Consider the following 21,972-nt stretch of genomic DNA (forward strand, 5'->3'; position numbering starts at 1 on the left):
CCGCCGACGGATAAGCCGCCGCCGCCGATCAAGACCTTGGCGCCGCCGACCATCAAGACGCCAACCCCGCCGCCGCCGGAAGACCCGCCGGTTGTGCTGGATACCCCGCGTGCAGTGGATCGTCCGGCCCCGCCACCGTCGCCACCGTCGCCGCCAGCGGCAATCTCGGACGTGGGCTCTAGCGTGGACGCGTCTTCGCGCGGGATGAACCCGCCGAAGTACCCACCGGAAGAAATGCGTCGTCAAGTCACCGGCACCACGGTGTTGATCGTGAGTATCGATGCAAGCGGTGGTGTGCTGGATGTTGAAGTTGAGAAGTCCAGCGGCAATCGCAACCTGGATCGCGCGGCGCAAACTGCCGCACGTAAATGGCGCTTCAATCCAGAAATTAAGAACGGACAAAAAGTTGCCAGCCGTGTTCGTGTTCCGGTCGAGTTCAAGCTGTAAGGTTGTTTGCTTTCCCCTGTTCCACCCTGTGTCATTCGTTTTGAAACACCCCATCCACGACATTCAAAGGTAAGCGTATGTTGCAAGAAACTGCTGCCGCCGCACCTGCCGCCGCCGGAGGCAACAACGCCGCCGCGCTGCAGCAGATGGGCTTCGACCATCTGATCCAGGGCTTCGATGCGGTTGGTTGGGTCGTGTTTTTGACCCTTTCCATCATGTCGGTGATGTCCTGGTACTGGATCATCATCAACTTCATCAAAAACATGCGTATGCGTGGCCGTGCTGACCGCGTGGTCAGCACGTTCTGGGAAACCCCGAACGCGCAGGACGCCATCCGCTTCATGGAAGAACAGCCGAAGTCCGAGCCGTTCTCCAAGATCGCTTTGGATGCCGCCCAGGCTGCCGCCCACCATCAGCGTCACGATGGTTCGCGTCTGGCCGAGTCGCTGAACCGCTCGGAGTTCGTCGATCGCGCCCTGCGTCAGGCCGTGACCCGCGAATCGCTGGGTCTGGAAGACGGTTTGACCGTGCTGGCCACCGTGGGTTCGGCAGCACCGTTCGTCGGTCTGCTGGGTACCGTGTGGGGTATCTACCACGCGCTGATCAAGATCGGCTCGTCGGGTGACGCCTCGATCTCGGCAGTGGCAGGTCCGGTGGGTGAAGCGCTGATCATGACCGCGATTGGTCTGTTCGCCGCGATCCCGGCGCTGTTGGCATACAACGCCTACGTGCGCTTCAACCGCATCACCAACAACCAGTTCGACACCTTCGCGCACGACCTGCACGACTTCTTCGCCACCGGCTCGCGTGTCGGCGAAGCGGCCGGCAAGCGTTGATCGAAGCGAACAGATCCTGACGGAGGCCCCTGACCATGGGTGCGAGTGTTGGTAATAAAGAAGACGGCGCCCCGATGGCGGAAATCAATGTCACGCCTTTGGTGGACGTGATGTTGGTGCTGTTGATCATCTTCATGATCACCACGCCGTTGATGAACCATAAGGTCAAGGTGGCTTTGCCGGAAGCGACGGTCGTCAAGAAGGAAGACAAGAAGCAGCAAGTCCCGCCGATCACCATTTCGGTGACCGAAACCGGCGAGCTGTTCTTGAATGACGAACCCACCACCAAACAGGCGATCGAAAGTCGCCTGTCGGTGGAGGCACAAAAGACCCCGCAACCGCCATTGCAGATCCGTGGTGACAAGACCACGGCCTACCATTTGGTCAGCGATATCGTGAAGATCGCGCAGGCACAAGGTATGGCCAAGGTCGGCTTCATCACCACGCCGCCGAAGAAAGGCTGAGGAGAACGAGAATGGCCTTTTCAGCCAAATCTAGCCAAGGTGCGATGGCCGATATCAACGTCACTCCGTTGGTGGATGTGATGTTGGTGCTGCTGATCATCTTTATGGTGACCATGCCGATTCAGTCGGTGCCGGTGGATGTGGATCTACCGCAAAAGACTGACAAGCCGCCGGAGAACCCGAAAGAACCTCCGGAACCGATTCGTCTGCGTATCGACGCTTCGGGTGCGGTGTTCTGGAATGACTCCCCGGCCGATGTGAATGCTTTGCAAAAGCGCATGCTCGAAGAAGTGGCGCGCGATCCCAGCAATCAGCCGGAATTGCAGATCGAGACCAACGATCAAGCCGAATACGGCGTGTTGGCCAAGGTCTTGGCTTCGGCCAAGAATGCCGAAATGGCCAAAATCGGGTTTGTGCAAAACTGAAACACTGCTACAGGCTCCGGTTCCGGAGCACGTCGTGGATGACGAAACGCCACCCATCGGGTGGCGTTTTTTTATGCTGCCAGGTGTCTGCGCATGCACGCTGCGACGCTTACGGCGGATGTAGTGTCAGGGGTGCTGGTCGATGATCTGGCGATACGCACGGACAGTGGCTTCTAGGCCGGTGTATAGCGCCTCACCGATCAAGGCGTGGCCGATGGACACTTCCAGCACATTGGGGACATGCCCCAAAAACGCAGCCAAATTGGCTTGGCTGAGGTCATGCCCGGCATTGACGCCTAAACCTGCGTGCTGCGCGCGGCGCGCGGTATCTGCGGCTTCTTGCAAAGCCAGGCTGGGCTGACCGGCTGCAAACGCTTCGGCAAACGGGCCGGTGTAGAGTTCAACCCGGTCGGCACCTACGGCGGCGGCCTGTGCCACGTGGGTATCGCCCACATCGACGAACACGGCGATGCGGCAGCCCAAGGGTTTGAAGCTGGCAATCAAGGACTGCAAGGCTGCGCCCTCGCGATTGAAATCAAACCCATGATCGGAGGTGAGCTGGCCATCGCTATCGGGCACCAAGGTCACTTGGGCCGGGCGGGTGGCTTCACACAGCGCCAATAGGCCGGGATAACCGGCACGCGCGGGCGCGAAGGGGTTGCCTTCGATATTGAATTCCACCCCGCGTTGTGTACACAGCTGGCCCAGCGCCAGCACGTCGTCGGCGCGGATATGGCGGGCATCCGGGCGTGGATGCACGGTCAGGCCCTGCGCGCCGGCATCCAGACAGGTGATGCCCGCGCGCAGCACGTTGGGCTCGGCACCGCCGCGCGAATTACGCAGCACCGCAATTTTATTGAGGTTGACGCTGAGTGCGGTCATTGCGCGGGTGGCAACTCGTTGTCGTCCACTTTGCGTGCCTGCACTTGATCGCGGAGCCGGCGCATTTCGGTGGGGTCGATCATCATGCTGGTGTCGCGGCCACTACCGGCAACACGTGCTTGATATAGGCCCAGAACCCACAATACAAACAGTACCAAGGCGGCCAGCAGACAACCCAGCAACACCGGCATCGATGTGGTCAAAAAGCCAAACGCCATGGCGGCCAAGGCCAGCAGCAAAAACAACCAATGCATGCATGCAACTCCGGTTGGGACGCGCGCAGTGTAACGCCAGCAGCTGGGCTTACAGCAGGGGGGCGAGTAATCGCGCTAGGGCTTCGGGCAAGCGGGCAGAAAACAGCGGGCGAGGGCGATCGGTGCGAACCCGTGGGGCCGAGGCGAATTCGCGTTCGATCAACTGCGACAAGGCACTGGCGACGTGGGCATCTTCAAACAACAAGGAAGACTCGAAGTTCAGCCGAAAGCTGCGGTTATCGAAATTGGCGCTACCAATGATAGCCAGCGCGTCGTCCACCAGCAGGGTCTTGCTGTGCAGCATGCGTGGGCCGTATTCGTACACTTTGACACCCGCCGCCAGGAGGTCGTCATAAAAAGAACGCACACACCAAGTCACCAGCTGGCTATCACTCATTTTGGGAACCAGCAGGCGCACATCCAGCCCGCCCAGTGCCGCCGAGGTCAGCGCCATCATTGCCGCCTCGCCGGGGACGAAGTACGGCGTGGTTAGCCACACCCGGCGGGTGGCGGCATAAATTGCACTGACGTGCATGCGGTGGATGGCCTCCCATGCGGAGTCCGGCCCAGACACCAACAATTGGGCGCGAATCACCCCGGTCTGCGCAGGTGGCAGCGTGCGCATCACATCGCCCACGACATCGCTGCGTTCGGTGGCGTAGGCCCAGTCTTCGACGAACACTTCCTGCAAGGCGCGCACGATATCGCCTTCGACGCGTAAATGCAGGTCGCGGTAAGCGTCATCGCGCAGGCGCTCGTCTTCTTCGTCGGTGATATTGATGCCACCCAAAAAGCCAATCTTGCCGTCGATGATCACCAGTTTGCGGTGGGTGCGTAAGTTCAACCATGGCCGCCGCCAAGGCAGCCATAGACGCGCAGGATGAAACCACGCCACTTCACCGCCGACGGCGATCAACGGGGCAAAAAAACGTTGTTTGGCCAACTTCGAGCCCATGGCGTCCACCAGCAAGCGCACTTTGACACCGGCGCGCGCGCGCAGGACCAAGGCATCCAGCAGGGCACCACCGGTACGATCTGGGTTGTAGATGTAGTACTCAAGGTGGATGTGGTCACGGGCTTGCGCGATGGCATCCAGAAGTGCCGGGTATTTGTTGCCACCATCCACCAGCAGGCGCACGTCACGAGCGGTGCTGGGGGCCAACCCGGTGGTGGCGTGCGCCAGTGTGCGCAGTTCCACACTTTCATTGCCGCGACCCTGCGGGCCGAGCGGGAGGTGGACATGATGGCGGCGTCGACGTGCACGATGGCGTACGATGCGCTGCGGGCCCAGCACGTAATAGATGGCAAAGCCGATGTAGGGCAGCGCCGCCAGACTGACCAACCAGCTCAAGGTAGCGGCAGGCTCGCGTTTTTGCAGGACGATCCAGCCGCCTAGGCCGAGCAAATAAAGCGCCCAGCCAACGGTCAGCCAAAGGCGAATATGGGGGATCGCCCAAAACGTGTTCCAGGCATGCAGCAGCGTTTCCAGAACCGGTTCTCCTCAGGCCTGCCGTTCAAACAGGCTAGCCGAAGTGTGGCAGCAAGGGGCCACCCATCCACAACCAGCGTGCCATCCACGCGCTGACAAGTGCAACCAACGCGGTCAATGGCAGGCCGATGCGTAAAAAATCACCAAAACTGTATTGCCCGGGGCGCAGGATCAAAAGATTGCCGTGATGACCGATGGGGGTGAGGAAGGCCACCACCGCGCCCAGCGCGGTGCACACCACAAACGGCGCGGGGGGTAGGCCCAAGACTTGTGCAGTGGCAATGGAAATGGGGCCCAGCAAAGCGGTGGTGGCAGCATCGCTCATCACCTGGGTCAACAGTGCCGCCAGCGAGAACATCACCAGCAAGATGGCCAGTGGTGGCCAGTGCGCGATGACGTGGGCCAATCCTTGCGCTAAGAGTGCGGCGGTGCCGGTGGTTTCCATCGCAATGCCTAACGGAATGACACCGGCGATCATCACGTAAATGCGCAAATCGACGCTGCGGTAGGCTTGTTCCACATCGATGCAGCGGGTGGCGACCATGGCGACGGCGCCGAACAGGAAGGCCAAGGGGGCAGAGAGCCATTCGGTAGCGGCTGCCAGTACGGTCAGGCCGAGGATGGCCAGCGCCATCGGTGCGCGCAGACGGCGTTTGGCCTCGCCAGCAAACGGCACCAGCATCAGAAAACCATGATGCGCGGCCAGTTCGGCAAACCGCGCCGGCCGCCCCCATAACACCAGCAGATCCCCCTCACGCAGGCGCGCGTCGGACAGGCGGTCGGCCATGGCGTCACCACGCCGCCACAGGCCGGCGATCACCGCATGAAATTGGCGGGCGAAATCAAGTTCGCGAATGCTGCGGCCGATGAATTCCGACCCCGGTGCCACCACCGCCTGCACCAGTTGTGGCGTGCCCTCACCAGTGGCAAGTTTGCCAAAGCGGGTGATGGCATTGAGATCCAAGCCCACGTCATCGTGCAGCGACATCAATTCGTCGGCGGCGGCTTCCACCAACAACACGTCGCCGGCCAGTAATGGGCTGCTGCTGCCCAAGTCATCCCGGCGCTGGCCATCGCGCAACCAGCCGAGTAAGCGCAAGCGCTCACCCAAGGCTTTTTGCAATTCAGCCTGCGGGCGCGTACACCAATGGCCTTCTTTTACGATGACCAATTCGGTGCGGTAACGGTCCAGCCGCAGGTAGTCATCGTCGTTTTGCTCGCCGCTGCGCTTGGGCAGCAGCCAGCGGGTCAGCAGCATGTAGGCGGTGCCCACCAACACTAAGGCAAGGCCAATCGGGGTGATCGAAAAAATCCCTAAACCTTCGGCACCCGCACGCTCCAGCATGTCGTTGGCCAGCAGAAAGGCAGGCGCACTGAACAAGGTCAAGGTGGTGCCCAGCGAAGCTGCCAGTGACATCGGCATCAGCAAGCGCGAGGCCGGCAACCGGCGGTTGCGCGCGTGCCGTAGCAGCAGCGGCAGCATCATCGCGGTCACCATCACATGGTGGGTGAACGAGGCCAGTAGCGCCACCAATGGCATCACCACCGCAATGGTGCGCCATTCGTGATTGCCCGAAGCGCGTTCCATCCAGCTGCCCAGGCGTTCACTGATGCCGGTAGCCCCCAGCGCGCCGGAGATCACAAACACCGCGGCCACGATGATCGCCGGCTCGCTGGAAAACCCCGACAGCGCTTGTTTGTCATCCAGCAGCCGGGTCAGCACCAAGGCCAGCAGGATCAGCATGGCGGTCACATCGACGCGCAGCTTCTCACTGATGAACAAATATAGCCCGCTCAGCAGGATCAAGCCAAAGGCGAGTTGTGGCCACAGATGCGGGTCGATGTGCATGCGCTCATTCTGCCCAAGTTGTGGGCAGAAACCCTATTGCATGGCAAATATCAGGTGTCCAACGTGAGCCAGAGAGGTTCAGTTTGCCGCATTTGCATCATGCGCTTGGTGATACCGCACCGCGGCTTCCACCTCACCCTTGCTGCCCATAAAAACCGGCACCCGCATATGCAGGCCAGTGGGTTGCACCTCCAGCATGCGCATGCGCCCGGTACTGGCGGCACCGCCGGCTTGTTCGACCAACAAGCTCATTGGGTTGGCCTCGTACATCAAGCGCAGTTTGCCGCCCTTGGCCGCGCATTTGCTGTCCAGCGGATAGCTGAATATGCCGCCACGGGTCAGGATGCGGTGCACGTCGGCGACCATGCTGGCCACCCAGCGCATATTGAAGTCCTTGCCGCGCGGGCCTTCGCTGCCTTTCAGTAGATCGCCCACATAGGCCTGCATCGGCGCTTCCCAAAAGCGCTGGTTGGACATGTTCACCGCAAATTCTTTGGTGTCTTCGGGGATGCGCATGCCGCGTGTGGTCAGCACAAAGCTGCCCACTTCACGATCCAAGGTAAACGCATGGGTGCCGTGGCCCACGGTGAGCACCAACATGGTGCTGGGCCCGTAAGTGCAGTAGCCGGCGGCCACTTGTTCGGTGCCCGGCTGCAAATAATGTTCATCGCGGGGTTGCTCGACACCATCGGGGCAGCGCAGCACCGAGAAAATGGTGCCCACGGAGATGTTCACATCGATATTGGAGCTGCCATCCAGCGGGTCGAACATCAGCAGATAGTTGCCGCGTGGATACTTGTCCGGGATGGGCTGCGAGGTGTCCATTTCTTCCGAAGCCAGTCCCGCTAAATGGCCGCCCCAGGCATTGGCTTCCAGCAGAATTTCATTGCTCAGAACGTCCAGCTTCTTTTGCGCCTCACCCTGCACATTGATGCTGGCCTCGCCGGCACTGCCAGCATCGCCTAGCACCCCCCCCAATGCGCCCTTGCCCACCGCGATGGAAATGCGCTTGCAAGCACGCGACACCACCTCAATCAGCAAGCGCAGCTGCGGGTTGACGCGCCCGGCGCGTTGTTCTTCGATCAAAAATTGGGTGAGGGAAATATTGGAAGACGTCATCGGCAGGCCAGACATGGGCGAGGGTGTGGGTATTGTCGCCGATGTGGGTGCGGAAGGCGCGAATCCGTCGCGGTTGTTTACGGAGTGAGGGCGAGGTGAAGTAGCGTTTGATTGAGGCTCGCAGACCAACGTCCCGATCAGGTGGCAGGACTATCCTGCACACCGCACGGGTGGTGACTGGCGGTTGATGAGCGAGGAAGAATGGCTGGCAACTGTCCGCTGAAGAACTAGCGCAAGTGAAGCTCCTTAGTGTTCAAATGAAATCATGCACGAATTTCGGTGGCTGCGGCACCAATCAGCTACTAACCATGAAGATATGTAGCGAGCAATCTACTTGTGCTCCAGGTGCAACGGCAAATTCCATATGGCGCAGGGTATATGCACCAAGCGTTTATGATGCGGCAAGGAAACTCAGTGCATCAGCAACTGGATTTTAAATGCCGCCGCAACAGCGCAGTTTGCAGCGGTTCCGCGGTTACAACACCGCATCCCCGTCCAAAACTGCATCGGCGGGGATGGGGTCTTGCCCGGCAAGGCGGGCATACAGTGGGGTGAAGTCGGCCAGTGTGGCCTCGATCAATTGCTCGAAGCTGTCGATCACAAAATATGTCTGCTGAAAGCTGTCGATCTGGTAGCGGGTGCGCATGATGCGCTCTAGGTCAAAGCCCAGGCGGTTGGGGGCGGCGCTTTCCAAGCTGTAGATGGACTCGCCCTTGGAGCTGACGATGCCAGCGCCGTAGATACGCAGGCCGTCGGCTTGCCGGATCAGGCCAAATTCGACCGTGTACCAATACAGCCGCGCCAGTTGCATCAAGGCGTCGGGGCCGATGGCGTGGGCCTTGATGCCGCCTTGGCCGTAGGCTTGCAGGTAGTTGGCAAAGCGCGGTTCCATCAGCAGTGGCACATGCCCAAACAGGTCGTGGAATAAGTCGGGCTCTTCCAGGTAGTCCACTTGTTCGGGGCGGCGAATCCACCAGCTCACCGGGAAGCGGCGGTTGGCCAGATGGGTGAAAAAATCCAACTCCGGAAGCAGACCTTCAACGCCAACGATCTGCCAACCGGTAGCCGTACCCAAAATCTGGTTGAGGTCGGAAAACTTGGGGATCTGCGATGGCGACATCCGCATCCGTGCTTGGGCGTGCAAAAACGCATCGCAGGCGCGGCCGACCAGCAACTGTTGCTGGCGTGCGTAGAGTTGTTGCCAGACCATGTGGTCGGTGGCAGTGTACTGCGCCCATGGTTGCTCGACGGTGCCGGTGGCGTACACCGGGATCGAGCCGCGCTCGGTTTGGACACTTTCAAGGCGGCGGGGCTGGGCGAGCATGCGGCACGATCCAAGGTGGTGATTGCAGACTTCAGCATAAGTGTGGTGCCGCGCAATATGGCGGCGTTATTGCATGAAATCACATGCTTGATGCACGATGAGTGCGTAAAACTGAATTATGGCGAATGAAATGGGCGTGGCGGATTTGGATCGTATCGACCTGATGCTGTTGGCGCAGTTGCAACGTGCCGGCCGCCAGACCCATGCCGAATTAGCCGAGCGTGTGCATCTATCGCCATCGGCCTGTTTGCGCCGGGTGCAGCGGCTGGAGCGTGAAGGGGTAATCACCGGCTACCGTGCAGAGGTGGACCCGGAGCGCTTGGGGCTAGGTTTGCAGGCGTTTGTGCGGGTGCAATTGAAAAGCCATGACGCCGCGCGCATCGACACCTTTGCGCGGCAGGTCAACGCCTGGCCAGAAGTGGTGGCCTGCCATGCGCTGACTGGCGACATGGACTATCTGCTGCATGTGGTGGTGGCGGGGCTGGAGGATTTTTCGCGGTTTCTGCTGGATCAGCTACTGGCACAGGCCGAGGTGGCCGATGTCAATTCCAGCTTTGTGCTGCGCACGGTCAAGCGCGCGCAGGGCTTGTCGCTGCGCGGCGACTAGAGATAAACACCAGGCCTCAGCGCACGATCAAATCGATCAACCATTTTGCTTTTGAATACGGCGGCCGCAGCAGGTCGCCGCCACTGCGACGGGTCTGCCAAAACACCGGCAGTTGCTTGCTCATGGCATCAAACCCGGCGCGCCCGTGGTAGGCGCCCATGCCGCTGGCCCCCACCCCGCCAAACGGCAGGCTGCCGATGGCGAAATGGAACAAGGTGTCATTGACCGAAACGCCACCGGACAGGGTGTGGTGCAGGATGTGTTCGATCACGCCACGGTCATGACTGAACGGGTACAGCGCCAACGGGCGCGGGTGCGCATTGATATAGGCAATCGCCTCGTCCAAGTGGCTGTAACTCTTGATCGGCAGCAGTGGGCCAAAAATTTCGTCCTGCATCACCAGCGCATCATCGCCAGGCTCCAACAGCAAGGTAGGCGGCAGCAGGCGTTGCACCGGGTCGGCGTGGCCGGCCAAGGTGATGCGCTCGATCCCGCGCGTCTTGGCATCGTCCAAATAGCCTTTCAGACGGGCGTATTGGCCATCATTGATGATGCGGGTGTAGTCCGCCACATTGGTGAATTGCTCGCCATAGCGGGCGATGATCTCCTCGCGTAGTGCCTTGACCAAGGCATCGCGCTTGCCTTTGGGCACCAGCACGTAATCGGGGGCGATACAGGTCTGACCGCCGTTGAACCATTTGCCGGTGGCAATCCGTGCGGCGGCCTGTGCGATGGGGTAATCATCGGCAATCAGTGCTGGTGATTTGCCGCCCAGTTCCAAGGTCAACGGGGTCAAGTTGGCGGCGGCGGCGGCCATCACCTTACGCCCCACCGCAGTGGAGCCGGTGAACACCAAATGGTCAAACGGCAGGCCGGCAAAGGCGGCACCGATGTCGGCACCGCCGGTGGCCACCGCCACCCGCCCGGGGCCGATGGCTTCATTGAGCAGGCTGCGCAAAAACTGTGCGCTGTGCGGGGTGTGCTCGGAGGGCTTCAGGTATGCATGGTTGCCGGCGGCAAGCGCGGTGGCTAGCGGGATCAAGGCCAGATTGACGGGATAATTCCATGGTGCAATCACCCCCACCACGCCTAATGGCTGTGGCCGTACCTGCGCGCGGCCAGGCAGGAAGCGCCAACCCACGCCCACCCGCTGCGGCTTCATCCAGCCACGCAAATGCTTGCGCAGGTGGTCGATGTCGTTGAGCACGGTCATGCCGTCGGCGATGCGGGTTTCGGTTTTTGCGCGATGACCAAAATCGCGCGCAATCGCGTCGGCCATTTCATCCAGCCGCAGCTTCAGTGCATGCCGCAGCCGCCCAAGATCGTCCATGCGCTGGGCATAGTCGGGCTTATGCGCCTGCCAGTTGCTGCGCAAGCGGTGCAAGGTGGGGGCCAGATCGGCGATGGTGGTGTCAGCGGAATTTTCCATACGCCAAAGTATAGTCATGTGCAAGGTAGAATCTAGCCATGACGATCCGATCCTATCGCAATGTTCTGCCCACGCTTGGCCCACGCGTGTTCATCGACCCCCAAGCCTGTGTGATTGGTGATGTGGTGCTGGGCCAGGATGTGTCGATCTGGCCGTTCACTGTCGTGCGCGGCGATGTCAACTTCATCCGTATTGGTGACCGCACCAATGTGCAAGACGGCAGCGTCATCCATGTTAGCCACGATGGCCCGCACGCCAAACGCGGCGGCTTTGCCACCCACATCGGCAGCGATGTGACCATTGGCCACAAAGCCATCATCCACGCCTGCACGATCGAGGATGCCGTGTTGATTGGGATGGGCGCGGTGGTGCTGGATGGCGCGGTGATACGCAAACATGGGTTTGTGGGTGCGGGCGCACTGATTGCGCCGGGCAAGGAGGTGGGTGAAGCCGAGCTGTGGCTGGGCAACCCCGCCAAAAAAGTGCGAGTTTTGCGTGATGCCGAAATCGAAGCGTTGTACTACAGCGCCGGCCACTATGTGCGGCTGAAAGACGAATACTTGGCAGCACTGGCAGACGGACGCTGACGCCAGCCAACCCCCTGTTTCCCGTGCGCATTCTGGCCGTTACAGTAGTGGCTCGGGGATGTTTCGCACAGGTTTCAACCATCAAGGGAGAAGGGGACGCATGGATCCGTATAACAGCGCTGATGCATTGGACATCAAAAAACCGCAGGACAACCCCTACGCCGCACCGGCGGCGCGGTTGGCCGAAGCATTGCAAGATGGCACGCCGGAAAAGGCCGCACGCGGGGTGCGCTTGGGCGCGGTGCTGCTGGATGGGGTGCCGATTGCGGTCATCGCCATCATTGCAGCTATCGTGCTACCGACGGTTGGGGTGGGTAGCAATGGCAAAATTTCCCCGGTCGGGGTTGCGGTTCTTACCATCGTGCTGCTGCTGGCCCTGGCCTATGGCATCTATCAGCTGGTGCAGTTGCATCGTACTGGCCAGACCTTCGGCAAAAAAATGCTGGGAATCAAGATTGTGCGCAATGACGGCAGCCGCGCCGGGCTGGGCCGGATTTTCTGGCTGCGCATGTTTGTGCCGGGCTTGGTCGGGGCGATCCCGCTTGTCGGTGGGCTATTTGGCTTGATCGACCCGCTGTTTATTTTTGGCGAAGAAAAACGCTGCCTGCATGACCTGATCGCAGACACCATCGTCGTCACTGCCTGATGCTGGACACCGTGCGTGAGGTGTACACCCCCGAGGGGGTGGCCCTGCGGTTGCCGGCGGCAGGGCCAGTGCCGCGAGCATTGGCGTGGGCGATAGATTTTGGCATCCGCATGGTGCTGCTATCGGCGTGCTCGATGGTGTTTGGCTTGCTGGGCTCGGCGGGCATGGGGGCCTATTTGATCTGCTTGTTTGCGGTGTTCTGGCTGTATCCAATCGTGTGCGAAGGCTTGTTTGATGGGCAGACACCGGGCAAGCGCGCGCTGGATTTGCGTGTGGTGTCCAGCGACGGTGCGCCGGTGGGTTGGCTGGCCGCGTGTGTGCGCAATTTGATGCGCACGGTGGACATGCTGCCGTTTGGCTATGCCTGCGGGCTGGTGTCGGGGTTGTTGGACCCATGGGGGCGGCGGCTGGGCGATCTGGTGGCCGGCACCATGGTGGTACACGTGCCCAAGCTGCGGGACAGCGCCATGCTGGCAGCCAACGCACCGGCATTGCCGCCGTTGCAGCCACTGTTGCCGGCCGAGCAAGCTGCGGTCGTGGCATTTGCCGAGCGTGCCGGGCAACTCACTCCGGAGCGCCGCATCGAGCTGGCCGACATTGCCAGCGTGGTCACCGATGCATACGGCGAGATCGGCGTGCAGCGGCTGGCCGGGATTGCGCATTGGCTGCTGGGCAAGAGCTAGCACGCATGCGTCAGGAACATTTCATCCAGCGCCACCAACAAGAATGGGCCGACTTTGCGCAGTGGTTAGACGCACGTGCCGCCAAACCGCGCCGCGCACGGGCCGACCCCCGTTGGCGCGGGCTGCCTGACGAAAATATGCCGGCGGCGTATCGGCGCGTGTGCCAGCATTTGGGCTTGGCGCGCCGGCGCGGCTATAGCCCGCAATTGGTGACGCGCTTGCAGGTGTTGATGCAGCGCGGCCACAACGCCTTGTACCGGCCGCCATTGCCCCGCTGGCAGCGGGCGGTGGAGTTTTTGCTGGCCGACTTCCCGTGTCTGGTGCGCGCCGAACGCGGCGTGATGCTGGCCTCGCTACTGCTGTTTGTGCTGCCGCTGCTGCTTAGCTTTATCGCCGTGCAACTCAAGCCGGAATTGATCCACACCTTGCTAAGCCCGCAGCAAGTGGCCGATTTTGACGCCATGTACGCCAAGTCGGCGGGCAAATTGGGGCGCGATTCGGGCAGCGATTTGGCAATGTTTGGCTACTACATCTTCAATAACATCAGCATCGGCCTGCGCACCTATGCCAGCGGCCTGCTGGCGGGTGTCGGCCCGGTGCTGGCAATCGTCTTCAACGGTTTGATGATGGGCGCGGTGGCCGGGCATTTGCAGGATGTGGGCTTGGGTGACCCGTTTTGGCGCTTTGTGGTGGGGCATGCGGCGTTCGAGCTCACCGCGATTGTGATTGCCGGCGGGGCCGGGTTGCGGCTGGGGTTGGCGCTGCTGGCTCCGGGGCGGCGGCGGCGGGTGGATGCCTTGGTCGAAGACGGTCAGCGCGGGGCCAAGCTGTGTCTGGGCATTTTTGCGATGCTGCTGCTGGCGGCGTTTATCGAAGCGTTTTGGTCCTCGATGGGGTGGATGCCGGCGGCGGTGAAATACACGGTTGCGGCGGTGTTGTGGAGCGTGGTGGGGCTGTGGCTATGGCGCGGCGGGCGTGATCGCGATGCGTGCTGAACACCTGCAAGTCGAGTTGTATCCGCGCTCGCCATGGGAGGCGATGGAGTTGGGCGGCGCATTGGTGCGTCGGCATGCGCGCGCAATCTGGCTGCCGTGGCTGACGCTCAGCGTGCCAATGTTCGTGCTGCTCAATGCGCTGGGCGTGTGGCTGGGGATGGCGGGCGCGGCCTCGCTGCTGCTGTGGTGGCTGAAACCGGTGTTCGACCGCATCCCGCTATTTGTGTTGTCGCGGGCGGTATTTGGCGAAGCGCCGCGCGTGCGCGACACCTTGGCCGCGCAGTGGCATTGGGGCTGGCGGGCGATGCCGGCGTATCTGCTGTGGCGGCGGCTGGGCCCAGCGCGTGCCTTGTATCTGCCGGTGGATGTGTTGGAGGGCGGCGCCGCCGGGCCACGGCGGCGGGTGATTGGCGGTTCGGTGCGCGGTACCGCAGCACTGCTGACCTTGGTCTGCGTCAATTTTGAGCTGGTGCTGACCGTCGGCACCTTCGCACTGGCCTTGCTGTTTGTGCCGGTGGACTACCTGTCTGAATCGGCCAAAGCGGCATGGACGCTGCTGTCGCAAGACCCGCCGCCGTGGTTGTGGGTCGTGATCAATGCGGTGATCTGGTTGGCCAGCAGTGTGATCGAGCCGTTCTATGTGGGGGCCGGGTTTGGCATGTATCTGGACCGGCGCACACGCTTGGAAGCTTGGGATGTGGAAATTGGCCTGCGTCGCCTGCGCACCCGCCTGCGCACCACAGTGGCAACGCTGGCCGCGCTGGTCTGCGCCGGCGTGCTGGCCATGGCCACGCCCGCGCCTGCCCGCGCGGCGGCTCCGGCCGCCCCGGCGACGCAAGCCAATACCTTGGTCAACGTCTTCCCCCATATCGAGCAAGACCCCGCATTCGCGCAAGCGGTGCAGCACACCGAGCAAGACCCGCTGTTGCACCCGGTGCGCAAGCAAACCGCATGGGTGCCCATCCAGAAAGACAAACCCAAACCCAAGCCCGCACAAAACCCGGTGTTGGCCGCGATTGCCAAAGGCTTTGGCCTGATCGGCGAATGGGGTCTGTGGATCGCGCTGGCCTTGTTGCTGGGCCTGTTGCTGAAGACCCATCGGTATTGGTGGCCGTGGTTGCAAGGGGTGGCGCGGCCGCTGCCGGCCCCACTTGCTGCGGCCAGTTCTCAGGTGCATAGCGAGGTCGAGGTGCTGCCCGCCGATATCGTGGGCAGCGTGCGCGCGCTGTGGCAGGACGGCCGCCGTCGCCGCGCGCTGGCCTTGCTGTATCGCGCCAGTGTGGAGGCAATGGTGCAACGCACCGGCGCGGTGTTGGTGCCCGGTGCCACCGAGGCCGACTGTCTGCGTGCGGCGCGCGGGTTGCCGGATCCGGCCGACCGCGACGCCTTTGCCGGCATGGTGCGGGTCTGGCAGTACGCCGCCTATGCCGAACGTCTGCCCGATACCGAGACACTGGACACCCTGCTGCAACGGCTGGCAGCGCGCTTTGGGTGGGCCGCATGAGCCGCGACATGCACCGCGCACGCAGCCTGCTGCCGTGGGCGTTGGGGCTGGCCTTGCTGGCCGTGTTGGTGGCGTGGTTTGTAAGCACACACCGGCGCGAACAACAAACCCTGCCGCTGCCACCGCGCGGCGAAGCCAGCTACAACCCGCTGTATGCCCTGAAGCTGAGCCTGCTGGCGCTGGGCCAGCGGGTGAATTCGCGGCAGCGCCTGCAATTGGATACGGTGCCGCTGGGCCCGCGCGATACCGTGGTGATCTACAGCGACCCGCGCACGCTGAGCGACAGTGAGCTAGACGCGCTGTTTGATTTTGCCGATGCCGGCGGCCACCTGGTTTTGCGCCTGCCGCCGTGGCAATCGGACAAGACCGATGTGGCGCTTGCCGATTGGTTGCCCATCCAGCCAACCCTGCTGAAGCCGGCCTGCATGGCGCTGGACGTGCCCGGGCAAAAACCGCATGTCGAGTTTTGCCAGAGCGCACAATTTCGCCTAAGTCCGGATGCCGACCCCCGCGCCGCTTGGCGCACGCAGGATGGCCGGTATGTGTTTGCCCGTTTCGCGCAGGGCGATGGTCAGGTGGATGTGGTTTCAAGCTTGGAACTGCTGAATAACGATGAACTGACCGAGCGGCCACATAACCTGTTCGCCCGCCAATTGCTGGCCCCCAACTGGGGCGCTGGCACCATGCACCTGGTGTATGCCGCCGACATGCCACCGCTGTGGCATTGGCTGCTTGATCACGGCTGGATGGCGCTGTTGCCACTGCTACTGGGCTTGCTGCTGTGGTTGTGGCGGCGCGCGCAGCGGTTTGGCCCATGGCTGCCATCGCCGCTGCAAGCACGCCGCGCACTGCTGGAACATGTGGAAGCCAGCGGCGAGCACCTGCTGCGTTACGGCAAGCAAGCCCATTTGCAACACGCGATGCGCGACAACGTGTTGCTGCTGCTGCGCCGCCGCGACCCACTGGCGGCAGCGATGGAAGGCGACACCCAAGCGGCACTGCTGGCAGCACGCACGGGCTTGCCTGCGGCAAGCCTTCGCGCGGCCTTGGACACACGTCCGCCCGCCACCCCTCACGAATTTCGACAACGCATCGCCGGGCTGATCGCCCTGAGGAAACGCTTATGACCACCGACACCCCGCCGCCACTGCAACCCACTCCAGCCAGCAGCGCCTTGGGTACGCAGGCCCAAGCCATTCGCGATGAAGTCGCCAAGGCGTTTATCGGCCAAGAGGAGGTCTTGGATCAGGTGATGCTGGCGTTGTTGGCCGGTGGCCATGTGCTGCTGGAAGGCGTGCCGGGGCTGGGCAAAACCCTGCTGGTGCGAGCACTGTCGCAGGCACTGGGCTGCACCCATGCGCGCGTGCAATTCACCCCTGATTTGATGCCCAGCGACATCAGTGGGCATGCCGTGTACGACCCCAAACAAGAACGTTTCGAGGTGCGCAAAGGCCCCGTGTTCACGCATGTGCTGCTGGCCGACGAGATCAACCGCGCGCCGGCCAAAACCCAATCGGCCCTGCTTGAAGCGATGCAAGAACAGCAAGTCACCATCGAAGGCAAAAGCTTCCCACTGCCGCCGCCGTTTTTGTGTCTGGCCACGCAAAACCCATTGGAACTGGAAGGCACCTACCCCCTGCCCGAAGCCCAGCTCGACCGGTTTTTATTCAAAGTATTGATTGGCTACCCGGCACTGGCCGATGAAAAACGCATGGTGGCAGCCGTGTGCGATGGGCGGATGGCGGCCGATTTTGACCTTAGCCAAGTGCAGCAAGTGGCCAGCCGTGACGACGTGCTGGCCCTGCAACAGGCCACCGCCAGCTTGCGGGTGGATGCGGCGGTGCTGGATTACGCGGTGCGCATTGCCAGCGCCACCCGCAAATGGCCGGGCATCGCACTGGGCGCAGGCCCGCGCGGCAGTATTGCCTTGGTGCGTGCCGCGCGCGCGCAGGCGGTGTTGGCCGGGCGTGATTTCGTCACCCCCGACGATGTGCGCAGCATTGCCAAACCCGCCCTGCGCCACCGCATCGCGCTGGCACCGGAGCTGCACATCGAGGGCCAAAACGCCGATGCTGTGCTGCATGCCTTACTGGCCAAGGTGGACGCGCCACGCCAGTGAGGCCGTCGCTGCTGCTGCCGTTGTTGTGCGTGGGCTGGGCGCTGCTGGGCGTCGCGGCCAGCGCGGCTTGGCTGCCGGCGCTGGCGTGGTGGGCCACCGGCGGCGTGTTGTTGTCGGTGGCGTTGCTGGATGGCTGGCGGCTGCGCCGCTATGCCCTGCCCGAGGTGCTGCGTGAATTGCCGGATGCGCTGCCGGTAGGCGTTGCGCGCGAGGTTGTGCTGGTATTGGACAACGGCCCACGCGCGCTGCGGGTGGATGTGCACGATGTGCACCCCAGCGACTGGGTGGCCAGCGGCCTGCCGCGCACGCTGCATTTGGTGGCCGAAGCCAGCACCCGCGTCAGCTATACGCTGCGCCCTACTAGCCGTGGCGATGCCCACTTTGACGGCGTGCACCTGCGCCTGCATTCCCCGTGGCGGCTGTGGCGGCGCGCCTGCGTGGTGGGTGCGCCGCAGCGGGTGCGGGTGTATCCCAATTTTGCGCCGCTGGCCAAGCTGGCGATGCTGGGTTCCGAGCAGGCGTCGCGCACGGTGGGAGCGCATCTCCGTCGCCGTCGCGGTGAAGGCACCGACTTCCACCAAATGCGCGACTACCGGGTGGGCGACAGCCTGCGCCAAATCGACTGGAAAGCCACCGCGCGGGTGCGCCGGCTGATCTCGCGCGAGTATCAAGACGAGCGCAACCAGCAGGTGGTGCTGTTGATCGACACCGGGCTGCGGATGCTGGCGCGCGATGGAGAGTTGACCCACTTCGACCATGTGCTGGATGCCGCACTGGTGGTGTCGTATCTGGCCCTGCGCGAGGGCGATGCAGTTGGCCTGTTGGCCAGCGGTGGAGAACGCCGCTGGGTGGCCCCGCAGCGCGGTGCGGGCGCACTCGATGTCTTGCTACGCGCCAGCTACGACGTGCAGCCGCAGCCGGTGGCCACCGATTATCTGGCCGCCGCCACCGAGCTGTCGCTGCGCCAGCGCCGGCGCAGCTTGGTGATGCTGGTCACCAACCTGCGCGATGAGGATATCGACGACCTGCTGGTGGCGGTGCGCATGTTGCAACAACGGCACCACGTGGTGGTGGCCAGCCTGCGTGAAGAAGCACTGGACGCGGTGCTGGATGACGACGTGCAGAACCTGCGGGCTGCCCTGCGCGCAGCCGCCACCGCCCGCTACCTGCAACAACGCAGCCGCACCCACGACGCCCTGCGCGCGCAGCGCGTCAGCGTGCTCGACGTCACCTGCGCACAACTGCCCGGCGCGCTGGTGGAACGCTATCTGGCGATCAAGCGCGAGGGGCTGTTGTAGGGCGCTATGTGGCTGGCGTTGGCCTAGCCGGATGTGGCATGCCACACTATCTATTAGGGGATTGACCAACACCATGCTGCATGGGGAGCAATAACGTGAAACACGTTCTTTTGGGGCTTTTGCTGGCTATTTCCAGTGGGCAGGTCACGCCTGCGATCGCGGCCACACCCGTGGTCGGTGAAAGTGTGTTGACGATGCGCGTGGATGGTGAGTTGACCATCGGCACCGAGGGTCAGGTGTTGAGCTACAAAATCCGCAGCAAGCTTGCCCCGACACTACAAGCGATGCTGGATAAATCGATTCCGCGCTGGCAGTTAACGCCGGTACGGCAAGGCGGCAAGCCGGTCAATGCAAAAACCCCGATGCGTATCACTTTGGCGGCGACCCAAATCCCGCAAGGCTATGAAGTTCGGATCGACAATGTGGTGTTTACGCCGATCAGCAAAGAAGACTATGAGGCCAAGATTGCCGCCGCCCGTGCAATCCGCGAAGGCGGTGAAGCGATTACGGTAGGCGATGCGCCGCCGTCGCAACCGGTGGTGTTCGATTCCAAGCGGATGTTGTCACCACCGCGTTATCCCGTGGGTCTGATGCGTGCCGGGGTAAGTGGGGCGGTCTTGCTGCATCTGCGCCTGAACCCCGATGGTACGGTGGCGGATGTGGTGGCGTCACAATCCAGTCTGTTTGATATCAAAGGCGCTAGCGGCATCTTGGACAAGGCGCGTGGCTTATTGGAGAAAGAGTCCATTCGTGCCGCACGGAGTTGGTCTTGGCATGTGGATGCCGCGCATCCGGAGCTGTTGACGGCGGATGACCTTACGGTGTGTGTGCCGATTGAATTCAGAATGGATAGCCCCGGCAAACAGGGTGATGACAACACCGCCGTGTGGCGACAAGAATTCCGTGGTCCCAATCTGCCGATCCCGTGGTTGCTGGGCAAGCCCGGCGAGCAGGTCGTGGGGGTGTCTGACCTGAACAACGGTGAACAGGTGTCTGGCAGTTCACCGTTCCAGCTGATTGACCGCAGCGTGTTGAACCGGGCGCTTTGAAGGCCGCGCTAATCCGCCGTCACTAAAGCATCTGCGCGGCCGCTGAGTTGGGCGAAGATGCTGTCGGTGCTTGGGCGCACGCCGTGCCAGAGTAAAAAGCTTTCGGCGGCCTGTTCCACCAGCATGCCCAGGCCGTCGATGGCATGGGTGCAGCCGGCGGCGCGGGCCCAGGCCAAGAACGGGATCGCCGCTTCGCCATAGCTCAAATCCACCGCCGCACTGCGCGGGGCGGCCAATGCCATCGGCAGGCTGGGCAGGCTGCCGCCCCGGCTGGCCGAGGTGGCATTGAGCAACAAATCAAACTCGCCCAATTTGGGCAAGGTTTCCCATGTGCGGGCATGCACGCGGCCGGGTTCACCCATCGCATCGGCGAGGGCGTCGGCGCGGTCGGGATTGCGATTGACCACAAACAACGCACCGATACCGGCATCTAGCAACGCCGGCGCGACACCGCGTGCGGCACCACCTGCTCCCAGCAAGAGCACCCGCCGCTGGCGCAAGTCCAGCCCGTGGCGCTCGGTCAGGTCACGCACCAACCCGACACCATCGGTATTGTCGCCGTGCCAATGCTCCCCTTCACGCACCAAGGTATTGGCCGCGCCGGCACGCAGCGCGCGGGTGCTGCTGGTGCGGCAGAGCGCAAAGGCGGCTTCTTTCAGCGGCAGGGTGATATTGGCGCCCGCCAAGTTGCTGGCATCGAGCTTGGCGCGGAAGTCATCGTGATTGGCTTCAATCGCCAAGTAGTCCATCGCGATGCCGGTTTGTTTGGCAAACGCGGCATGGATGCGCGGGGATTGCGAATGGGTGATGGGGGAACCTAGCACCGCGTAATGCTTGCTCATCATCGTGCACGCTCCTTGATATCGACGGCGACGCCTAGCGCCGGGTGCTCGCTACGCGGCTCAAATGCCGCTACGCGATTCACCCGATGCTCTCGTCGCCACCCATGAGTGTCACTCATCCACGCAACCATCTTGCCGCATCCAGTGCGTAATAGGTCAATACGCCATCGGCACCGGCGCGCTTGAATGCAGTCAACGCTTCCATCGCCACCATTTTTTCATCCACCCAACCATTGGCGGCGGCGGCCTTGATCATCGCGTACTCGCCACTGACCTGATACGCATAGGTGGGCCGCTTGAAGTGTTGTTTCACCCGATACAGCACGTCCAGATACGGCAGGCCGGGTTTCACCATCACCATGTCCGCGCCCTCGGCCAAGTCCAGCGCGACTTCGTGCAGCGCTTCATCGCTATTGGCCGGATCCATCTGATAGGTGTACTTATTGCCTTTGCCCAAGTTGCCAGCGCTGCCCACCGCGCTGCGAAACGGGCCATAGAACGCGCTGGCGTATTTGGCGCTGTAGGCCATGATGCGGGTGTGGATGAAGCCATTGGCCTCCAGCGCGTTGCGGATCGCGCCGATGCGGCCGTCCATCATGTCGCTGGGCGAAAGAATGTCCGCGCCGGCGGCGGCATGCGCCAGTGATTGCTGGATCAAGGCTTCGATGGTCTCATCATTGAGGATGTAGCCGGTGTCGTCGATCAGCCCATCCTGCCCATGCGTGGTGTACGGGTCCAGCGCTTGGTCGCTCATCACACCGAGTTCTGGGAAGCGCGATTTCAGCGCGCGGATGGCACGCGGGATGATGCCGTTTGCGTCCCATGCAATGCGGCCATCGGCGGTCTTGGCGGCAGGATCGGGCACACCGAACAGGTCCAGCACCGGTACGCCCAGCTCCAGCGCCTGTTCGCCCACGCGCAGTAATTCGTCAATCGACAGCCGTTCAACCCCGGGCATCGACGGCACCGGTGCGCGGCCTTGCTCCTCGTGGACGAAGACCGGGTAGATCAGATCATTGGCGGTGAACGTGGTTTCGCGCATCATGCGGCGCGAAAAATCGTCATGACGCATGCGCCGTGGGCGAACGGGGAAGTGATTGCTCATGCCGGCATTTTACCCCCGC

The 21,972-nt window shown here is 62.3% G+C and carries 23 protein-coding genes; 14 read left to right on the forward strand and 9 right to left on the reverse strand.

The genetic code is table 11. From position 1 onward, the window contains the following. From PK789_RS02615 to PK789_RS02630, 4 genes are all read left to right on the forward strand, one after another. A partial coding sequence (locus PK789_RS02615) for an energy transducer TonB (protein ID WP_324306821.1) occupies positions 1 to 447 on the forward strand: 447 nt, incomplete at its 5' end. 77 nt (positions 448 to 524) lie between these two features. After that, positions 525 to 1,283 carry a MotA/TolQ/ExbB proton channel family protein gene (locus tag PK789_RS02620; RefSeq protein WP_324306823.1) on the forward strand — a complete coding sequence of 253 codons (759 nt, stop codon included), beginning with the start codon at positions 525 to 527 and terminating at the stop codon, positions 1,281 to 1,283. Positions 1,284 to 1,318: 35 nt separating this feature from the next. Continuing rightward, a complete protein-coding gene (locus PK789_RS02625) occupies positions 1,319 to 1,747 on the forward strand; it encodes an ExbD/TolR family protein (protein ID WP_324306825.1) in 429 nt (142 codons plus the stop codon). Positions 1,748 to 1,758: 11 nt separating this feature from the next. Further along, positions 1,759 to 2,172 (forward strand): ExbD/TolR family protein, encoded by a 414-nt coding sequence (locus tag PK789_RS02630; RefSeq protein ID WP_324306826.1) that lies wholly within the window; start codon positions 1,759 to 1,761, stop codon positions 2,170 to 2,172. A gap of 126 nt (positions 2,173 to 2,298) precedes the next feature. Here PK789_RS02630 and PK789_RS02635 read toward each other — a convergent pair whose 3' ends face one another. From PK789_RS02635 to phhA, 6 genes are all read right to left on the reverse strand, one after another. Continuing rightward, entirely contained in the window at positions 2,299 to 3,054 is a 756-nt protein-coding gene (locus tag PK789_RS02635; RefSeq protein WP_324306827.1) for a pyridoxine 5'-phosphate synthase, read from the reverse strand. Continuing rightward, positions 3,051 to 3,308 carry a hypothetical protein gene (locus PK789_RS02640; RefSeq protein WP_324306829.1) on the reverse strand — a complete coding sequence of 86 codons (258 nt, stop codon included), beginning with the start codon at positions 3,306 to 3,308 and terminating at the stop codon, positions 3,051 to 3,053. The genes PK789_RS02635 and PK789_RS02640 overlap by 4 nt, the downstream gene beginning before the upstream one ends. Positions 3,309 to 3,357: 49 nt before the next feature. Next, positions 3,358 to 4,788 (reverse strand): cardiolipin synthase, encoded by a 1,431-nt coding sequence (gene cls / locus PK789_RS02645; RefSeq protein ID WP_503011877.1) that lies wholly within the window; start codon positions 4,786 to 4,788, stop codon positions 3,358 to 3,360. Positions 4,789 to 4,831: 43 nt separating this feature from the next. Next, entirely contained in the window at positions 4,832 to 6,646 is a 1,815-nt protein-coding gene (locus PK789_RS02650; RefSeq protein WP_324306830.1) for an SLC13 family permease, read from the reverse strand. Positions 6,647 to 6,724: 78 nt separating this feature from the next. Continuing rightward, positions 6,725 to 7,765: a class 1 fructose-bisphosphatase gene (locus PK789_RS02655; protein ID WP_324306892.1), complete on the reverse strand. Its 1,041-nt coding sequence runs from the start codon at positions 7,763 to 7,765 to the stop codon at positions 6,725 to 6,727. Positions 7,766 to 8,240: 475 nt separating this feature from the next. Beyond that, positions 8,241 to 9,089 (reverse strand): phenylalanine 4-monooxygenase, encoded by an 849-nt coding sequence (phhA, locus tag PK789_RS02660; RefSeq protein ID WP_324306831.1) that lies wholly within the window; start codon positions 9,087 to 9,089, stop codon positions 8,241 to 8,243. Positions 9,090 to 9,225: 136 nt separating this feature from the next. On the opposite strand from phhA, the gene PK789_RS02665 reads away from it, so the two are divergent. After that, positions 9,226 to 9,696 (forward strand): Lrp/AsnC family transcriptional regulator, encoded by a 471-nt coding sequence (locus tag PK789_RS02665; RefSeq protein WP_324306893.1) that lies wholly within the window; start codon positions 9,226 to 9,228, stop codon positions 9,694 to 9,696. A gap of 16 nt (positions 9,697 to 9,712) precedes the next feature. Here the strand turns inward: PK789_RS02665 and PK789_RS02670 are convergent, their stop codons facing one another. After that, complete coding sequence (locus PK789_RS02670; protein ID WP_324306833.1) at positions 9,713 to 11,125, reverse strand: coniferyl aldehyde dehydrogenase; 1,413 nt, start codon at positions 11,123 to 11,125, stop codon at positions 9,713 to 9,715. 38 nt (positions 11,126 to 11,163) lie between these two features. Between PK789_RS02670 and PK789_RS02675 the strand changes: the two genes are divergently transcribed. The 9 genes from PK789_RS02675 to PK789_RS02715 all read left to right on the forward strand — a co-directional run bounded on the left by PK789_RS02675 (position 11,164) and on the right by PK789_RS02715 (position 20,006). Continuing rightward, the gene (locus PK789_RS02675; RefSeq protein ID WP_324306835.1) at positions 11,164 to 11,712 is read left to right on the forward strand and encodes a gamma carbonic anhydrase family protein; all 549 of its coding nucleotides are present in this window, start codon (positions 11,164 to 11,166) and stop codon (positions 11,710 to 11,712) included. Between the two features lie 100 nt (positions 11,713 to 11,812). Further along, entirely contained in the window at positions 11,813 to 12,358 is a 546-nt protein-coding gene (locus PK789_RS02680; protein WP_324306837.1) for an RDD family protein, read from the forward strand. After that, entirely contained in the window at positions 12,358 to 13,041 is a 684-nt protein-coding gene (locus tag PK789_RS02685; RefSeq protein ID WP_324306839.1) for an RDD family protein, read from the forward strand. The genes PK789_RS02680 and PK789_RS02685 overlap by 1 nt, the downstream gene beginning before the upstream one ends. Before the next feature lie 5 nt (positions 13,042 to 13,046). Then, on the forward strand, positions 13,047 to 14,036 hold the full coding sequence (locus PK789_RS02690) for a stage II sporulation protein M (protein ID WP_324306840.1): 990 nt from the start codon (positions 13,047 to 13,049) through the stop codon (positions 14,034 to 14,036). Beyond that, complete coding sequence (locus tag PK789_RS02695) at positions 14,026 to 15,540, forward strand: DUF4129 domain-containing protein (RefSeq protein ID WP_324306842.1); 1,515 nt, start codon at positions 14,026 to 14,028, stop codon at positions 15,538 to 15,540. The genes PK789_RS02690 and PK789_RS02695 overlap by 11 nt, the downstream gene beginning before the upstream one ends. Next, positions 15,537 to 16,667 carry a DUF4350 domain-containing protein gene (locus PK789_RS02700; RefSeq protein ID WP_324306843.1) on the forward strand — a complete coding sequence of 377 codons (1,131 nt, stop codon included), beginning with the start codon at positions 15,537 to 15,539 and terminating at the stop codon, positions 16,665 to 16,667. The genes PK789_RS02695 and PK789_RS02700 overlap by 4 nt, the downstream gene beginning before the upstream one ends. Then, positions 16,664 to 17,659 (forward strand): AAA family ATPase, encoded by a 996-nt coding sequence (locus PK789_RS02705; RefSeq protein ID WP_324306844.1) that lies wholly within the window; start codon positions 16,664 to 16,666, stop codon positions 17,657 to 17,659. The genes PK789_RS02700 and PK789_RS02705 overlap by 4 nt, the downstream gene beginning before the upstream one ends. Further along, positions 17,656 to 18,957: a DUF58 domain-containing protein gene (locus PK789_RS02710; RefSeq protein ID WP_324306845.1), complete on the forward strand. Its 1,302-nt coding sequence runs from the start codon at positions 17,656 to 17,658 to the stop codon at positions 18,955 to 18,957. Before PK789_RS02705 ends, PK789_RS02710 begins: the two co-directional genes overlap by 4 nt. Positions 18,958 to 19,052: 95 nt before the next feature. Next, positions 19,053 to 20,006 (forward strand): energy transducer TonB, encoded by a 954-nt coding sequence (locus tag PK789_RS02715; RefSeq protein ID WP_324306846.1) that lies wholly within the window; start codon positions 19,053 to 19,055, stop codon positions 20,004 to 20,006. A gap of 8 nt (positions 20,007 to 20,014) precedes the next feature. On the opposite strand, the gene aroE is transcribed toward PK789_RS02715, so the two are convergent. Beyond that, a complete protein-coding gene (aroE, locus tag PK789_RS02720; RefSeq protein WP_503011875.1) occupies positions 20,015 to 20,851 on the reverse strand; it encodes a shikimate dehydrogenase in 837 nt (278 codons plus the stop codon). A 112-nt stretch (positions 20,852 to 20,963) separates the two neighbouring features. Beyond that, positions 20,964 to 21,953, reverse strand: coding sequence for a porphobilinogen synthase (hemB, locus tag PK789_RS02725; protein WP_324306849.1), 990 nt, complete (start codon positions 21,951 to 21,953; stop codon positions 20,964 to 20,966). Between the last annotated feature and the right edge of the window lie 19 nt (positions 21,954 to 21,972).

The sequence above is a fragment of the Thermomonas sp. genome (genome assembly GCF_035369645.1).
GTDB lineage: Bacteria > Pseudomonadota > Gammaproteobacteria > Xanthomonadales > Xanthomonadaceae > Thermomonas.

What these genes read in the sequence shown, in the direction of transcription:
- aroE (WP_503011875.1), bottom strand. Translation starts at nt 20,851, where the DNA reads ATGATGAGCAAGCATTACGCGGTGCTAGGTTCCCCCATCACCCATTCG.
- PK789_RS02685 (WP_324306839.1), top strand. Translation starts at nt 12,358, where the DNA reads ATGCTGGACACCGTGCGTGAGGTGTACACCCCCGAGGGGGTGGCCCTG.
- PK789_RS02705 (WP_324306844.1), top strand. Translation starts at nt 16,664, where the DNA reads ATGACCACCGACACCCCGCCGCCACTGCAACCCACTCCAGCCAGCAGC.
- PK789_RS02630 (WP_324306826.1), top strand. Translation starts at nt 1,759, where the DNA reads ATGGCCTTTTCAGCCAAATCTAGCCAAGGTGCGATGGCCGATATCAAC.
- PK789_RS02650 (WP_324306830.1), bottom strand. Translation starts at nt 6,646, where the DNA reads ATGCACATCGACCCGCATCTGTGGCCACAACTCGCCTTTGGCTTGATC.
- PK789_RS02690 (WP_324306840.1), top strand. Translation starts at nt 13,047, where the DNA reads ATGCGTCAGGAACATTTCATCCAGCGCCACCAACAAGAATGGGCCGAC.
- PK789_RS02675 (WP_324306835.1), top strand. Translation starts at nt 11,164, where the DNA reads ATGACGATCCGATCCTATCGCAATGTTCTGCCCACGCTTGGCCCACGC.
- PK789_RS02695 (WP_324306842.1), top strand. Translation starts at nt 14,026, where the DNA reads ATGCGTGCTGAACACCTGCAAGTCGAGTTGTATCCGCGCTCGCCATGG.
- phhA (WP_324306831.1), bottom strand. Translation starts at nt 9,089, where the DNA reads ATGCTCGCCCAGCCCCGCCGCCTTGAAAGTGTCCAAACCGAGCGCGGC.
- PK789_RS02625 (WP_324306825.1), top strand. Translation starts at nt 1,319, where the DNA reads ATGGGTGCGAGTGTTGGTAATAAAGAAGACGGCGCCCCGATGGCGGAA.
- PK789_RS02635 (WP_324306827.1), bottom strand. Translation starts at nt 3,054, where the DNA reads ATGACCGCACTCAGCGTCAACCTCAATAAAATTGCGGTGCTGCGTAAT.
- PK789_RS02680 (WP_324306837.1), top strand. Translation starts at nt 11,813, where the DNA reads ATGGATCCGTATAACAGCGCTGATGCATTGGACATCAAAAAACCGCAG.
- PK789_RS02655 (WP_324306892.1), bottom strand. Translation starts at nt 7,765, where the DNA reads ATGACGTCTTCCAATATTTCCCTCACCCAATTTTTGATCGAAGAACAA.
- hemB (WP_324306849.1), bottom strand. Translation starts at nt 21,953, where the DNA reads ATGAGCAATCACTTCCCCGTTCGCCCACGGCGCATGCGTCATGACGAT.
- PK789_RS02670 (WP_324306833.1), bottom strand. Translation starts at nt 11,125, where the DNA reads ATGGAAAATTCCGCTGACACCACCATCGCCGATCTGGCCCCCACCTTG.
- PK789_RS02640 (WP_324306829.1), bottom strand. Translation starts at nt 3,308, where the DNA reads ATGCATTGGTTGTTTTTGCTGCTGGCCTTGGCCGCCATGGCGTTTGGC.
- PK789_RS02620 (WP_324306823.1), top strand. Translation starts at nt 525, where the DNA reads ATGTTGCAAGAAACTGCTGCCGCCGCACCTGCCGCCGCCGGAGGCAAC.
- PK789_RS02700 (WP_324306843.1), top strand. Translation starts at nt 15,537, where the DNA reads ATGAGCCGCGACATGCACCGCGCACGCAGCCTGCTGCCGTGGGCGTTG.